Source organism: Streptomyces candidus (assembly GCF_014207445.1).
In the GTDB taxonomy this organism is placed as follows: Bacteria; Actinomycetota; Actinomycetes; order Streptomycetales; family Streptomycetaceae; genus Streptomyces; species Streptomyces candidus.
Genome location: NZ_JACHEM010000007.1, coordinates 86492 through 101060, shown reverse-complemented (window position 1 = coordinate 101060; position 14569 = coordinate 86492). Strand labels below are relative to the sequence as shown.

12 protein-coding genes and 1 riboswitch are annotated in these 14569 nt (G+C 71.1%); of the genes, 1 reads left to right on the top strand and 11 read right to left on the bottom strand.

Annotation, left to right across the window (positions count from 1 at the left end):
• Positions 1-3 precede the first annotated feature (3 nt).
• A riboswitch (cyclic di-AMP (ydaO/yuaA leader) is annotated at positions 4-184 on the bottom strand.
• A 382-nt stretch (positions 185-566) separates the two neighbouring features.
• Positions 567-1376: a tyrosine-protein phosphatase gene (locus tag HNQ79_RS15475; RefSeq protein WP_185031312.1), complete on the top strand. Its 810-nt coding sequence runs from the start codon at positions 567-569 to the stop codon at positions 1374-1376.
• A gap of 48 nt (positions 1377-1424) precedes the next feature.
• On the opposite strand, the gene HNQ79_RS33235 is transcribed toward HNQ79_RS15475, so the two are convergent.
• The 11 genes from HNQ79_RS33235 to hpnC all read right to left on the bottom strand — a co-directional run bounded on the left by HNQ79_RS33235 (position 1425) and on the right by hpnC (position 14254).
• Positions 1425-1682: a DUF6126 family protein gene (locus HNQ79_RS33235; RefSeq protein ID WP_260421653.1), complete on the bottom strand. Its 258-nt coding sequence runs from the start codon at positions 1680-1682 to the stop codon at positions 1425-1427.
• Position 1683: 1 nt separating this feature from the next.
• Positions 1684-2292 (bottom strand): helix-turn-helix domain-containing protein, encoded by a 609-nt coding sequence (locus HNQ79_RS15465; protein ID WP_185031310.1) that lies wholly within the window; start codon positions 2290-2292, stop codon positions 1684-1686.
• A gap of 82 nt (positions 2293-2374) precedes the next feature.
• On the bottom strand, positions 2375-3802 hold the full coding sequence (locus HNQ79_RS15460; protein ID WP_185031308.1) for an aspartate aminotransferase family protein: 1428 nt from the start codon (positions 3800-3802) through the stop codon (positions 2375-2377).
• Between the two features lie 25 nt (positions 3803-3827).
• Positions 3828-5702, bottom strand: a complete 1875-nt coding sequence (gene dxs / locus HNQ79_RS15455) for a 1-deoxy-D-xylulose-5-phosphate synthase (RefSeq protein WP_185031306.1) — start codon at positions 5700-5702, stop codon at positions 3828-3830.
• Positions 5703-5875: 173 nt separating this feature from the next.
• Positions 5876-6898, bottom strand: coding sequence for an adenosyl-hopene transferase HpnH (gene hpnH, locus HNQ79_RS15450; protein WP_185031303.1), 1023 nt, complete (start codon positions 6896-6898; stop codon positions 5876-5878).
• A gap of 5 nt (positions 6899-6903) precedes the next feature.
• On the bottom strand, positions 6904-7569 hold the full coding sequence (locus HNQ79_RS15445; protein WP_185031301.1) for a 5'-methylthioadenosine/S-adenosylhomocysteine nucleosidase family protein: 666 nt from the start codon (positions 7567-7569) through the stop codon (positions 6904-6906).
• 41 nt (positions 7570-7610) lie between these two features.
• Positions 7611-9602: a squalene--hopene cyclase gene (shc, locus tag HNQ79_RS15440; RefSeq protein ID WP_185031299.1), complete on the bottom strand. Its 1992-nt coding sequence runs from the start codon at positions 9600-9602 to the stop codon at positions 7611-7613.
• 138 nt (positions 9603-9740) lie between these two features.
• Positions 9741-10832: a polyprenyl synthetase family protein gene (locus HNQ79_RS15435; RefSeq protein WP_185031296.1), complete on the bottom strand. Its 1092-nt coding sequence runs from the start codon at positions 10830-10832 to the stop codon at positions 9741-9743.
• The gene (gene hpnE / locus HNQ79_RS15430; RefSeq protein ID WP_185031294.1) at positions 10829-12241 is read right to left on the bottom strand and encodes a hydroxysqualene dehydroxylase HpnE; all 1413 of its coding nucleotides are present in this window, start codon (positions 12239-12241) and stop codon (positions 10829-10831) included. Before hpnE ends, HNQ79_RS15435 begins: the two co-directional genes overlap by 4 nt.
• Before the next feature lie 163 nt (positions 12242-12404).
• A complete protein-coding gene (gene hpnD / locus HNQ79_RS15425) occupies positions 12405-13355 on the bottom strand; it encodes a presqualene diphosphate synthase HpnD (protein WP_185031292.1) in 951 nt (316 codons plus the stop codon).
• Entirely contained in the window at positions 13352-14254 is a 903-nt protein-coding gene (gene hpnC, locus HNQ79_RS15420; protein ID WP_185031289.1) for a squalene synthase HpnC, read from the bottom strand. The genes hpnD and hpnC overlap by 4 nt, the downstream gene beginning before the upstream one ends.
• Positions 14255-14569 lie beyond the last annotated feature (315 nt).

The following is a 14569-nucleotide window of genomic DNA, read 5'->3' as shown; positions in this document are numbered from 1 at the left end:
GACGATTTTCCTCTCCGGCGCCTACGGGGTGAGCTGTCGGGTTCGGGCTGGAGATGCCCGGCCGCGCTCTTGTCGAGCGCGGCTTAACCCCTAGCCGGTCCGGCGGACTCTCGTCCTCCGGCGCCGGCGTACTACCTGGGTCCCCCGCTCCTGCCACACGAAGAAAGATGGGTGCGGTTACCCGGGTGGTGGCAGGACTCGGCGGTCCACCCGGATTGACGGTGACCGTAGGCGAGTGAAGACCGCCGGAACAAGCCGTCCCCGTCTTCTCCCCGCCGTCAGCACCCCTTCTTCATGATTTTCACGCTGCTCCCGCTCCGCCCCGTCGGCCACTTCCCTTCTCTGGCCTGCCTTTTGACGCCCCGCCACCTCCCGGCACAGCGCTTCTATGATCCTGCTCACTCGACTCCTGCACAGAATCACCCATAAACGTCAAACACCCCCATATTCCCCAATAGGCTGCAGATCGGTTGCCTGAGGCATCGGTGCCGTACGCATGTCGTATCTTCGGAACGCGCCCCTCGTCGGCCACGTCGCGCCGGCGAACGACCTTTGAGGAGTCGCTCGTGACGCAGCAAGTGCCACAGGTCCCGTCGTCGGCCGAGCCCGACCTGACCGGTGTACGGAACTTCCGCGACGTGGGCGGGCTGCCGACCGCCGACGGACGCACGGTGCGGTACGGACGGCTCTTCCGTAGCGGGCACCTCGCGCACGCCACCGCGGCGGACACGGCCTTCCTCAATTCCCTCGGCCTGCACACCGTCTTCGACTTCCGCAACAAGGCGGACCAGAAGATGGAGGGGCCGGACGTCGAGCTCACGGGCGTGCGCAACATCAACATCCCGCTGAGCGACCCGGCGGACGGGGCGGAGTTCTGGCGGATGGTGCGCGACGGGGGCATGGAGCAGCTGCGGGAGATCCTCGACGACGGCAAGGCCGCCGCCCGCATGACGGAGGCGTACCGCCGCATCATCAAGGACCGCACGGCAGAGCACAGCCGGGTGCTGCACGCACTGGCCGAGGACAGCGTGCCCGCACTGATGCACTGCGCGGCGGGCAAGGACCGGGCGGGGCTGTCGGTCGCGGTGACGCTGCTCGCGGTGGGCGTCGAGCGCGAGGCCGTCGAGGCGGACTACGTCAAGTCGAACGACCCGCACCGCCGGTACCGGGTGCAGCGCAGCAGCGACTCCCCCGACGCGATGAACGCCGAGGTGCTGAGCCTGCTCGCGCCGCTCTTCGACGCCCGCGTGGAGTACCTCGGCGCGGCGTTCTCCACGATCGAGGAGACCTGGGGCGACACGGAGACGTACCTGACGCAGGGCCTGAAGCTCTCCCCCCGGACGCGTGAGGCGCTGCGCGAGCGCCTCACCGTCTAGGACCGCGCCGTACGGGAGCGGTGGGGCGCGCCGACGCCCGCACGGTGGTCAGCCCTCGCCGCCGAGGGTGAACAGCAGGTAGATGAAGGCCGCGAAGACGTGCCCCACGGCGACGTACAGGAAGACCCGGAGGACGAGGCCGCGCGGAGCCTTGTCCTCCACAAAACCGAGCACGCCGGAGGAGCTGCCCGCACCGTCGTTCCAGTCCGCCTTCCGGCTGTCCGGCCCGCCCTCCCGGGCCATCTCGTCGGCGGCCCTGGCGATCGCGGCCATCGCGGCGTTCTGGGATTCGGTGAGTTCCGCCATCTCATGACTCCTGGGGCAGGCAGAGACCGGCGACGGTGCTCTGCATCAGCGTGTGGACGAAAAGCAGCTCCGCCCCGCCGGGTGTCACGGACGTGATCCGGTGCGGGGTGAGCGAGTCGAAGTGGGCGCTGTCGCCCGCGTCCAGCAGGTGCACGGTGTCGCCGAGCGCCAGCCGCAGGCGCCCCTCCAGTACGTACAGCCACTCCTCGCCGGGGTGCACCCGGACGAGATCCCGCTGCGCCGCGTGGGGGACGTGCACACGGAGTGCCTGCATGGCGCGTCCGGAACCGCCCGCCTGCCGGTACGTCCAGCCGTCGGCCTCGCGGGCGGCCATGTCACCGGCGCGCAGTACGGCGTCCCGGCCGCCGGTGGTCTCGCCCAGAAGTTCGGAGACGGTCGTACCGTAGATGCGTGCCAGCGCGAGCAGCATCGGCAGCGAGGGCTGGCGCAGTCCCGTCTCCAGGCGGGACAGGTGCGCGGGCGAGAGCCCGGCGCGGCGGGCCGCGGCCTCCAGGGTCAGTCCGCTGCGGCGTCGGAGTTCGCGCAGATGGGGGGCGACTGCGGGCAACTCGGCGGAGTCCCCGGTGCTCTCCTCGGGCCGTGGCGTCATGCTCCCAGTGAGCCAGACCGATTGCCTCCGTGGCAAATAGTTTGCCCTAGAGGCAAACCCGCGCCCGCGTGGTCCGGTCCGGTCAGCGGTTGGCGACGGCCTGTTTCACCAGTGTCCTGCCGAAGTCCCACATCAGCCCGCCGCCGCTGTGCGCCTCGTCCATCACGGCGGTGAACGCCGCGACGAACCGGTCGACCTCCTTCTCCCCCACGGTCAGCGGCGGGATCAGCTTGATCACTTCGAGGTGGTCGCCGGACACCTGGGTGAGGATCCGGTGCTTCTGGAGCAGCGGTACGACGACCATCTGCGCGAAGAGCCCCTTGCGGGCGGCCTGGAGCACGGTCCACCGGCTGCGCAGCTTCAACGACTGCGGGCGGCCGAACTCGATGCCGATCATCAGCCCGCGCCCGCGCACGTCGTGCAGCAGCTCGTACCGGCCGATGAGCTCCGTCAGCCGCGCCTTGAGCAGGTCCCCGACGCGGCGGGCGCGAGCGACGATCTCCTCGTCCTCCATCACCGACAGCACCGCGAGTCCCGCCGCCATGGCCTGGGCGTTGGAGCCGAAGCTGGCCGAGTGGACGAGCACCCGGTCCATCGACGAGTACACCTTCTTGAAGATCCAGTCCTTGCCCAGCGTCGCCCCGACCGGCACGTACCCGCCGGAGAGCGCCTTCGCGACGCACACCAGGTCCGGCTCCACGCCGTCCTCGTGCTGGTACGCGTAGAAGTCGCCGGTGCGCCCGAGGCCGGTCTGCACCTCGTCGGCGATCAGGAGCGCCTTGTGCCGGTGCAGCAGTTCCTGGGCGGCTCGCAGGAAGCCGGGCGGCGACTCGTGCACACCCTTGCCCTGGATCGGCTCGACGACGAAGCCGGCGACGTCGCCGCGTTTCAGCTCCCGTTCCAGTGCGGCGAGGTCGCCCATCGGGATCGCGGTGTCCGGCAGCAGCGGTGCGAAGCCGTCCCGGAAACCGCTTTCGCCGTTGACCGAGAGGGAGCCGGTGGTCAGGCCGTGAAAGGCGTGCGTGCAGTAGAGGATCCGGGGCCTGCCGGTCGCGTACCGGGCGAACTTGAGCGCGGTCTCCACCGCTTCCGTACCGCTGTTGCCGAAGAACACCCGGTCCAGGTGCGGACTGTGGGCGAGCAGCTTCTCGGCGAGGAGGCCGGGCAACGGCTGGCAGTCGAAGCGGGTCAGGTCGGCGAGCGACGCGTCGAGCACGTCGTGCAGGGCCTTGCGGACGACGGGGTGGTGGCGTCCGATGCCCATGACCCCGAAGCCGGCGAGCATGTCGAGGTAGTCGTTGCCGTCGGCGTCCCAGAAGTACGCGCCCTCGGCCCGCTCGTAGACCCGGTCGAAGCCGATGGTGTGCAGCATGCGCGGCAGCTGGTGGTTGAGATGCCGCGCATGCAGCTCGTAGCGCTCTCCGCCCCGGGCGGCGAGCAGTCCCGCCAGGTCGAAGCCCTTCGCTGCCTCCCGGGCCTCTTCCCCGTTCTCGGGCGCGTCTTCGGTCATTCCTCAACTCTCCTCTTCGACTGGCTCACTTCGGTCCGGCCTGCGTGAGCGCCGCACTGATCCGTCCGGCGATCTCGACGGGGGTGAGACCGATGTCGGCCAGCGCCTCGCTCCGCCTGGCGTGCGCGAGGAACCGGGCGGGGATCCCGAACGTCCGCAGGGGTACGTCGCAGGAAGCGTCCCGCAGTGCCCGGCCCACCGCCGAACCGACGCCGCCCGCCCGCGAGTTGTCCTCGACGACCGCGACCAGCGAGTGCAGGGCGGCGAGCGGCGGCAGGGCCGGGTCCACGGGCTTCACCCAGCGCGGGTCGACGACCGTGCACCGCACGCCCCGCTCCCGGAGCAGCTCCACGGTCGCCAGGCACACTCCGGCGAGCGCCCCCACGGACACGATCAGCACCTCGGAGCCGTCGTCCCGGTGCAGCACGTCCAGGCCGCCCACGCGCTCCAGCGCCGGGTACTCGGGGCCCACCGATTCCTTCGGGAACCGCACCACGGTCGGCGCGTCGTCCACCGCGACGGCCTCCCGCAGCTGCGCCCGCAGTTGTACGGCGTCGCGCGGTGCGGCGATCCGCAGCCCCGGCACGACCTGAAGGATCGACATGTCCCACATGCCGTTGTGCGAAGGTCCGTCGGAGCCGGTCACGCCAGCCCTGTCCAGTACGAAGGTCACGCCGCACCGGTGCAGGGCGACATCCATCAGCACCTGGTCGAAGGCACGGTTGAGGAACGTCGCGTACACGGCGAACACCGGGTGCAGTCCGCCGGTCGCCAGCCCCGCCGCCGACACCGCACCGTGCTGCTCGGCGATCCCGACGTCCCACACCCGGTCGGGGTACGCCTCGGCGAACGCGGTCAGTCCCACCGGGTGCAGCATCGCCGCGGTCAGTGCCACCACGTCCGGCCGGTCCGCCCCGATCCTCACCATCTCGTCCCCGAACACCGACGTCCACGACGGACGGCCGGCCGCGGCAAGGGGCTTGCAGGTCAGCGGGTCCATCGCCGCCACCGCGTGGAACCGGTCCGCCTCGTCCTGCTCGGCGAACGGGTACCCGCGCCCCTTCTCGGTGAGGCAGTGCACCAGTACGGGGCCGTGGAAGCGTTTGGCCCGGCGCAGGGCCGACTCCACTGCCGCCACGTCGTGTCCGTCGATCGGACCGACGTACTTCAGCCCCAGGTCCTCGAACATGCCCTGCGGCGCGACGGCGTCCTTGAGCCCCTTCTTGGCCCCGTGCAGCGACTCGTACAGCGGCTGTCCGACGACCGGGGTGCGCTGCAGCACCTCCTTGCCCCAGGCGAGGAAGCGCTCGTAGCCGTCCGTGGTGCGCAGCGTCGCGAGGTGGTCGGCGAGTCCGCCGATGGTGGGGGCGTACGAGCGTTCGTTGTCGTTGACGACAATGATCAGGGGCCGGTCCTCGGCCGCGATGTTGTTAAGCGCCTCCCACGCCATGCCGCCGGTCAGCGCCCCGTCCCCGATGACCGCCACCACGTGGTCGGGCCGCCCGAGCACCTGGTTGGCCTTGGCCAGCCCGTCGGCCCAGCCCAGGACGGTCGAGGCGTGGCTGTTCTCGATGACGTCGTGCACGGACTCCTCGCGCGAGGGGTAGCCGGACAGTCCGCCCTTGCTCCGCAGCTTGGAGAAGTCCTGTCGCCCCGTCAGGAGCTTGTGCACGTACGCCTGATGGCCGGTGTCCCACAGGATCCGGTCGGCCGGTGACTCGAAGACGCGGTGCAGTGCCACGGTCAGCTCCACCACGCCCAGGTTGGGGCCGAGGTGGCCCCCGGTCCTGGCCACCGCGTGAATCAGGAACTGCCGGATCTCCTCCGCGAGTTCGACGAGCTGTGCTTCGTTGAGCGCCTTCAGGTCCCGCGGACCCCGTATGCCTTCCAAGATCGTCACGTTCGGCCCCTCTCGGACTGCTGTTCAGGTCGGCGTGACGCCGGATCGGCCCGGGGGCGCACCGGCGTCCTCCCTGCGCGCGCTGCCGGCCCTGCCCGCCCCTCGCCGCGAGTGCGGATCGGGCGGTCGGGCCGGCAGCGCGGGGGCCCGGCCGGGCCCCCGCGGTCCTCACCTCATTCGCGGTTGCCGGAGACGGTCTCGCGCGCGGCCCGGATGGACTCCTTGAGCGAGCCCATCGTGGCGAGGACGGCCGTCGGCTCGTACCCGCAGTGCGCCATGCAGTTCGCGCACCTGGGGTCCTTGCCGCGCCCGTACTTGTCCCAGTCGGTCTCCTCGATGAGTTCGCGGTACGTCGGCACGTACCCGTCGCTCATCAGGTAGCAGGGCCGCTGCCACCCGAAGAGGGAGTAGTTCGGGATCGCCCAGGCGGTGCACGCGAAGTCGGCCTTGCCCTCCAGGAAGTCCAGGAAGAGCGGTGAGTGGTTCAGGCGCCACTTTTTCCGGTTGCCTCCGGCGAACGCCTTCCTGAACAGCTCCCGGGTCTGCTCGACGCCCAGGAAGTGCTCCTGGTCGGGGGCCTTCTCGTAGGCGTAGGCGGGCGAGATCATCATCTCGTCCACCTTCAGGTCGTCGTTGAGGAAGTCGAGCACCTCGATGATCGTCTGCGGGGTGTCGGTATTGAAGAAGGTCGAGTTGGTGGTGACCCGGAAGCCGCGCTTCTTGGCCTCCTTGATCGCGGCCACCGCCTCGTCGAAGACCCCCTCCTTCGCGACCGACTCGTCGTGCCGCTCGCGCAGTCCGTCGATGTGCACGGCGAAGGCGAAGTAGGGCGACGGCGTGAACTTCTCGATCTTCTTGCGCAGCAGCATGGCGTTCGTGCAGAGGAAGACGTACTTCCTCCTCGCCACCAACTGACGCACGATCTCGTCGATATGGGGGTGCATCAGCGGTTCGCCGCCGGCGATGGAGACCATGGGGGCGCCCGATTCGAGCACCGCCCCCACGGCCTGCGCCACCGGCATGCGCTGCTTGAGCACGCCCGCCGGGTGCTGGATCTTCCCGCAGCCCTCGCACTTGAGGTTGCACGCGAAGAGCGGTTCCAGCTCGACGATCAGCGGGAACTTCTCGCGCTTGCGGATCTTCTGTTCGAAGAGATACGTCCCGACCCTGATGGACTGACGGAGCGGCATGGCCATCTGGCTCACCTCCTGGGGAGCAGCGAAGAACGGTGCCATTCATGGAACGCGGGCAGAATGCGGCGCAGCACGCGGAAGGCCGATATTCCTCCGCCGAGCGTGCCCAGACGGAGGAGTTCGTGCTCGGGTGTGTCCACGACCACTCGAACAGCGGCAACGGGCCTTGGTCCGGCACGCAGGGCTCCGGCGAGGGTGGCGGCCGACTCCATGTCGACGCCGATCGCCCCGGAGGCCCGCAGCGCGGCCCGCTCGGCAGTGCCGCGGACGACGTGGTCGCTGCCGGCCAGCGGTCCGGTGTGGACCACCCGTTCCGGCAGGGCTCTGGCCACCGCTTCGGCCAACAGCTGCGCGTCCGTGCAGGGCGTGCTGCCGCGCCGGTCGCGGGTCTCGGTGGCGACGACGACGTCACCGGGGTGCATGCCGGTCGCGAGCCCGGCGCAGAACCCGGACGCGATGACCGCCGCCTCCTTGGCCGGGCCTTCGGCGAGCGTGCGGGCGATGGCGTAGTCGGCGGCCTCCGGGCCGATGCCGGTACGGAGCACGAGGACGGGTCCCGCCGCGCCCCTGCGGTCGCCGCCGCGCAGGGCCAGGCGTTCGACGCCGAGTGCGCAGGCGATCAGCAGCGGCGTGGTGGTACTGCCGGGTCCAGCCGAACCCGGGGATCGGGTCAATTCAGCCCCCTTGGACGGGCGTTGCGGGCGGTCCCTGGGTGTCAGGGCCTGGCGGCGGGGAACACCGGTTCCCCGTTGATGTACCGGCCGAGTGCGGTGAGTGGGAACACCTGCCGGTACAGGTGGTAGTTGATGGAGAAGTCCCAGGGGAACCCGGTGCCGGTGAAGTACGGCTCGTCCCAGGATCCGTCCGGCAGCTGGGTCTCGACGAGCCAGGCGACACCGCGTTCGGTGGCCTTGCTGTCGCACTCCCCCGCCGCGATCAGCGCGAGGAGGGCCCAGGCCGTCTGCGAGGGGGTGGACGCCCCGCGCCCGGCCCAGCTCTTGTCCTTGTACGAGCGCAGGTCCTCGCCCCATCCGCCGTCGTCGTTCTGGACGGATTCGAGCCAGGCCACCGCGCGACGGATCGCGGGGTGGGAGCCGGGCAGCCCGGCAGCGGTGAGGGCGGGCACCGCGGACCCGGTGCCGTAGACGTAGTTGACGCCCCAGCGGCCGAACCAGGCCCCGCACTCCTCCTGTTCGGCGAGCAGCCAGGTGATGCCGCGCCGGGTGCGCGGGTGGTGCGCCTTGCCCTCGACGGCCAGCATCTCCACCACGTGGGCGGTGACGTCGGCGGACGGCGGGTCGATGACCTCGCCGAAGTCGCAGAACGGCAGCCGGTTGGGGAAGGGACTGGTGTTGTCGGCGTCGAAGGCACCCCAGGCGCCGTTCTTGGACTGCATCCCGAGGTTCCAGCGCACTCCGCGGGCGATGGCCCCCTCGGTCCGCTCCCGGTCGGGGTGCGCGACGCGGCGCAGCGCGAGGATGACCTCGGCGGTGTCGTCGATGTCGGGGTAGTTGTCGTTGTGGAACTCGAACGCCCAGCCGCCCGGCGGGAGATCGGGTCTGCGGACCGCCCAGTCGCCCGGCCGCACGACCTCCTCCGCGAGCATCCAGTCGGCGGCCTTCACGAGAGCGGGGTGGTCTGCGGGCAGGCCCGCGTCGGCGAGCGCGATGGTGGCGAGGCAGGTGTCCCAGACCGGTGACTGGCAGGCCTCGATCATCCGGGCCCCGTCCTCGCGCCAGACCGCGAACCGGTCCAGGGACTCCAGCCCGGCCCGCATCACCGGGTGCTGAAGGTCGTAACCGAGGAGGTGGAGGGCGATCAGCGAGTACACGGCGGGCGGCTGGATGCCGCCCCAGCAGCCGTCGTTCTCCTGCCGCTCGACGATCCAGCGGGCGGCGGACCTCATGGCGGCGCGGCGCAGGGCGGGCGGCGCGAAACGGCGGTAGACGTGCAGCGCTTTGTCGAGCCGCTGGAAGATGCCGTCCCAGCCGGTGGGCGGGGCCAGGCGCGTGGGCGGGCTGGGGCGACGGGGGTCGATGTGCAGTTCGTCGAGGGCGAAGGGCGCGGGCCGTACGGGCCGCTTCGCGGAGACCACCGTCAACGGCACGATGGTCTGGCGCGCCCAGCATCCGAAGTCGTAGATGTTGAGGGGCACCCAGGTGGGGAGGAAGAGCAACTCCGGTGGCAGTTCCGGCAGGTCGTCCCACTTCCACCATCCGAAGAGGGCCAGCCAGATGCGGGTGAAGACCCGGGTGGCGGCGATCCCGCCACGGGCCCGCACCCAGGTCGCGGCCCGCCTCATGTGCGGGTCCTCGGGGAGGTCTCCGGCCAGCCGCAGGGCGACGTACGCCTCGACGGTGGCGGAGAGGTCGCCGGGCCCGCCGTGGAAGGTGGCCCAGGTGCCGTCCGCTCGCTGCTCGCCGCGGACGAAGAGCGCGGCCGCCCGGACCGTCTTCTCGTCCTGGACGCCGAGGAACTGACGGAGCAGCAGGTCTTCGGCGTCCATGGTGACGTTGGTTTCCAGGTCACCCTTCCACCAGCCCTGGACGTCCTGCAGGGCCAGGAGGTGTTCCACCGCGCGCCCCATGGCGCCGCGCGCCGCTTCGCGCGCGTCGGGCACGGGGTCGGTGACCGCCGTGATGGTCATGCTGGCCGCAGCAGCCCCGGGGTCCACGGCCCCGGTGCTTCCGTCGGTCGTCGCTGTCATGGTTTCCCCTTCGTGCAGTCGGTCTGCTGCTGTGCTGGGGTTTCCGTCGTCCGGGCGGCCTTGGGGGCCGCCCGGACGGCGACTGCCTGAGAGCCGGGGGCTATCCCCCGGCGAGGCGCTGTGCCTGCCGGGTGGCCGTCACCTCTTGCGTACGACCACGAAGTCGGCGAGCGCGGTCAACTCTGCCCGCACCTTCTCCGGCATGTCGACACCGTGCAGCGCCTCGATGGCGACCGCGTGCTGACGCCGGGCCTCCTGGCTGGTCCATTCGCGTCCGCCCGCTTCCTCGATGAGGGCTGCCCGGGTGGCGAACTCCTCCTCGGAGAAGGTGTCGACGTCGTTGCTTCCGGCGTCCGCGGCCAGGAGTTCGCCGAGCTTCTCGGAGGCCGGTCCGCCCGCGGCGAGCGCCGCGACGACGGGCAGCGACTTCTTCCGCTGGCGCAGGTCGCTCCACGTCTGCTTGCCGGTGGCGTCCGGGTCGCCCCAGATGCCGAGCAGGTCGTCGACGGCCTGGAAGGCGAGGCCGAGGTGGTAGCCGTACGCCTCCAGGGTGTCGGCGGTCCTCTCGTCGGCGCCGCCGAGTACGGCGCCGATGGAGACGGCGCAGGCGAGGAGGGCACCCGTCTTGTTGCCCTCCATCTCCAGGCACTCCTCGACGGTGACGCGGTCGCGGTGCTCGAAGGAGATGTCCTGTGCCTGGCCGTCGATCAGCTTCCGGGTGGCGGTGGTCAGCCGGCGCGTCGCCCGGCCCGCCTCCACGGTCCCGATCTCCAGGAGCAGCTCGTTGGCGAGCGCGAAGAGCGCGTCGCCGACGAGGATCGCCTGCGCCGGGCCGTGCACCTTCCATACGGTGTCGCGGTGGCGGCGCTGCTCGTCGCCGTCCATCAGGTCGTCGTGCAGCAGCGAGAAGTTGTGCACGAGTTCGACGGCCACGGCGCCGGGGATGCCGACCTCCGGGGCGGCTCCGGCCGCCTCCGCGGACAGCAGAGCCAGCGCCGGCCGTACGGCCTTGCCGCCGTCGCCGTCGGCGGGCCGGCCCTGGGCGTCGATCCAGCCGAAGTGATAGGCCGCGACCGTGTCCATGGGCGGCGCGAGCCGGTCCACGGCGGCACGCAGCACCGGGGCGGACATGTCCCTGCCGCGCTCCAACAGCGCAGCGATGTCCACGGTGTCGACAGCCGGGTTCGCCGGGGTCACAGGCTCTCCTCTAGTTCCAGTTCTGGTGCTCATGCCGCCTCCAGTGGCGGAAGTTCATAAGGGCGGCCGAGTACGGAGAGTGCCGCGGCCGCGGCACCGAGGCCACTGCGCACGGCGCTCTCCATGGTCGCGGGCCAACCGGTGTCGGTCCACGCCCCGGCCAGGTACAGCCCCGGCGCACGGGTGCGCGGCCCGGGGCGCAGGCGCCCGGTCCCGGGGGTGGGGGCGAACGTCGCGGTCCGCTCCCGGGTGACGAAGAAGTCCCGCACCGCGGCTCCCCGTGCGGCGGGCAGCAGCCGTTCGAGCTCCGGGAGGTACCGTCGGCGCAGCGTGGCGACGGGCTCGTCGATCTCGCCCCACGCGTCGGACTGCGACAGGGCGAGGTACTGTCCGCCACCCGTCAGCCCGGACGCCTCGGTCCGGTCGAAGACCCACTGCACGGGCGTGCCGAGGGCGGCGAAGAACGGCTGCCGCAGCACCTTGCGGTCGTAGACGACGTGCACGTTGAGGATCGGCGCGTACCCGATCTCCAGGAGCAGGTCGGGTTCGTCGAGCGCCTTGTCCGGCAGCAGTCCGTGCGTCTCCTTCTGCGGTACGGCGAGGACCACGGCGTCGGCGGTGATCGTCTCTCCCCCGGTCCCCACCGTCCACGTCCCGTCGTCCGCCCGGGAGAGGGAGTCGGCCTTGGACCGCAGCTCGGTCCGGACGCCCGCCGAGTCGAGTGCCTTGCGGGCGAGGGTGTCGTGCAGTTCGCCGAGCGGCACGTGCGCCCAGCCGATGTCGGCCGCGCCGGGCTCGGAGAGCAGCCCGGTCTTGAAGACCTTGGCTGCCAGAGCCAGCGAGGCGTGCGGCGCGGTCGCGTTGAGCGTGGCGACGCCGACGAGGTCCCAGAGCGCCTGGATCGTACGCTCCGACTGCCCGTGCCGTGCCAGCCAGCTCGCGAAGTCGATGTCGTCCAGTGCGGAATCGCCGAGGTCGAGGCCCCGCAGCGCGAGTGCGGCCCGCCCCACGCCCGCCCGTTCGGCGAGGGAGAGGTGGGGGTAGGCGGCGAGTCCGGCGGCCAGGTGCAGCGGTACGGGCAGGGCGTTGCGCCGCAGCCTGCCGAGCCGGGGGCCGCGCGGGTTGCCGACGTCGAGGACGGGCACGTCCAACCGGCGTTGCAGCGGGGCGAGTTCCGCGCCCTGGACCCGGTCGAGGAACCACCGGTAGGCGGTGCAGCAGCGCAGGTACACGTGCTGCCCGTTGTCGACGGTCAGTTCCCCGCGCGGAAAGGAGAAGGCAAGGCCGCCGAGCCGGGGGCGTCCTTCCAGCAGGGTCACGCGGACGCCCGCGTCCGCGAGTTCCAGGGCGGCGGTCGTGCCCGCCAGGCCACCGCCGATCACGACGGCGGTCTGGGCGGCACCGCTTCGGGTGTGGGCGGGCGGCACGGTGTCGTAGCTCATGCAGTTTCCCCCGAACCGGCCGAGCAGCGGCCACTGCGGCCTGCTGCGGCCCGAGCCGTGGCAGGCCGGGCCGTTGCAGTCAGGGACGCGTCACGTCGGCGGAGGGTTGCGCGCCGGTTCTGCGGGTTCCACGGTTTCACGTGAAACGCTCTTCCTGCCCCTTTCAAGGACGCCTCCTGGCGGTTTGCCGGGAAATATGCCGCGCGTCGAGCCCGGAGAGGCCACGCACGGCGACGTATGCCTTCTCGTGCCCCGGCAGCGAGACCCGCCCGCGCAGCACCGCGCAGGGATCGCGCTCGATGCGGTCCAGGAGCCGCCGGTAGATGCCGGCCATGGCGGCGACGCAGGCACCACTGCGCCGGTCGAGGTGCGGCAGCAGCCGGTAGCCCTCGGCGAACAGGGCGCGGGCACGCCGCACTTCGAAGTGGACGAGACCGGAGAAGTCGGATCCCGGCGGCGGGGCGGCGCTGTGGAAGCCGTCCCCACAGCCGAACTTGGCGAGGTCCTCGGCGGGCAGGTAGGTGCGCCCGTTGCCGGCGTCCTCGCGCACGTCCCGGAGAATGTTGGTGAGCTGAAGGGCCAGCCCGAGGGTATCGGCGTACTCAGGGGCGCGGGCCGCGTCGTGCGCGCCCGACGGAGTGCCGAACACGCCGAGCGAGAGCCGCCCGATGGCCCCCGCGACGCAGCGGCAGTACACCTTCAGGTCGTCCCAGGTCTCGTACGTCGCCTCGTGCACGTCCATCAGGACGCCGTCGATCAGCTCGTCGAGCCCGCCGAGCGGAATAGGGAAACGGCGGGCGGCGTCGGTGAGCGCGACGGCCACCGGGTCGGTGTCGTCCTCGTCGATGTCGCCCGCACTGATCCGGGCCAGCAGCGCGCGGGTCTCGCCCAGCCGCTTCTCCTTCACCTCGGGCGGCAGGGAGCCGTCGCCGATGTCGTCCACGCGCCGGGAGAAGGCGTAGAGCGCGGACATCGCGTTGCGCTTGTCGGTCGGCAGCAGCCGGATGCCGTAGGCGAAGTTGCGCGCCTGCTGTCCGGTCACCGCCTCGCAGTAGCTGTACGCGGCGAGTACCGGTGCGGACACCTGGTCGAGTTCTTCCACGGTCCGGCTCACCCCTCTCTTCGCAGAGTCGCTCCCACTTCGCGCAGCAGACTGAGCTTGGTGGGCTTGGGCGGTCCAGGGAGTACGTCGAATCCGGCGGTGTGTACCGCCTTGAGGGCGGCGCGGCCACCGGCGACGAAACCGGCCAGCAGAAGCTTCAGTCTGCCGTGCACGCTGCCCACCAGCGGGGGTCCTTCATTCAGGAGGCGGGAGGCCCTTTCTGCTTCGAATGCGATCAGTGAGCGCACTGAGGAGTTCGCACTCGGCGCCGCCAGGTCCTTCTCGCTCACCCGGAAGCGGGCCATGTCCTCGGCGGGGAGGTAGATCCGGTCCCGGGCCAGGTCCTCGGCCACGTCCTGGAGGTGCTCGACGATCTGGAGCGCCGTGCAGACCGCGTCCGACCTGCGCACCCGCTCGGGACTGGTGGTGCCGGTGAGGGCGAGGACGAGGCGGCCGACGGGGTTGGCCGACTTCTCGCAGTACGCGAGGAGGTCCTCGTACGTCGCGTAGCGGCTGACGCTCTGGTCCTGCCGGTTGGCCTCGATCAGCCCGAGGAACGGCTCGGGGGTGAGGGCGCGCCGGCGGACGACCGGCTGGAGCGCGGCGAGCAGCGGGTGGCGGGGCGTGCCGTCGAAGACCCGGTGCAGGTCGGCCTCGAAGGCGTCCAGCATGGCGAGCCGGTCGTCGGACCGTTCCGCGCCGAGGCCGAGCAGTACGGCGTCCCGGCCGCCGGGGGCGAGGTCGCCGTCGCCGATGTCGTCGACCAGCCGGGCGTATCCGTACACCGCCATGAGGTCGTCGCGCCAGGCGCGCGGAAGGAAGAAGGGGGCCACGGGGAAGTTCTCGTCCGCGGCCTTGTCCAGGGTGGTGCGCGCGGGGGCGCCGGGGTGCGCGTCCCGGACTCCGGTCATCGCCGACTGCCCTCCGCGGGGACGGCGAGAGCATTTCGGAGCGGGAGAGGTTCCCCAGTCATTGCCGTCACACCTCCCGTTCTACACTGCCGACTCAAAACATCCCATTTCGGACACGCCGTCCGTGGTCCCGGACGGGAGCTTCTCTGAGGCACGACCCGAGGACGTATCGCCCGACTTGCCGCGAATCAGCACCGGTACAGCTTACGTTGTACAACGCGAAGCAACGCCGCAGGGTGCTGCGCGCAGAGGAACAACACTTCCATCCCGCTCAACCTTCCCCCAGTCCGCGCGAGTTGACGGTGCGTCCGGCCC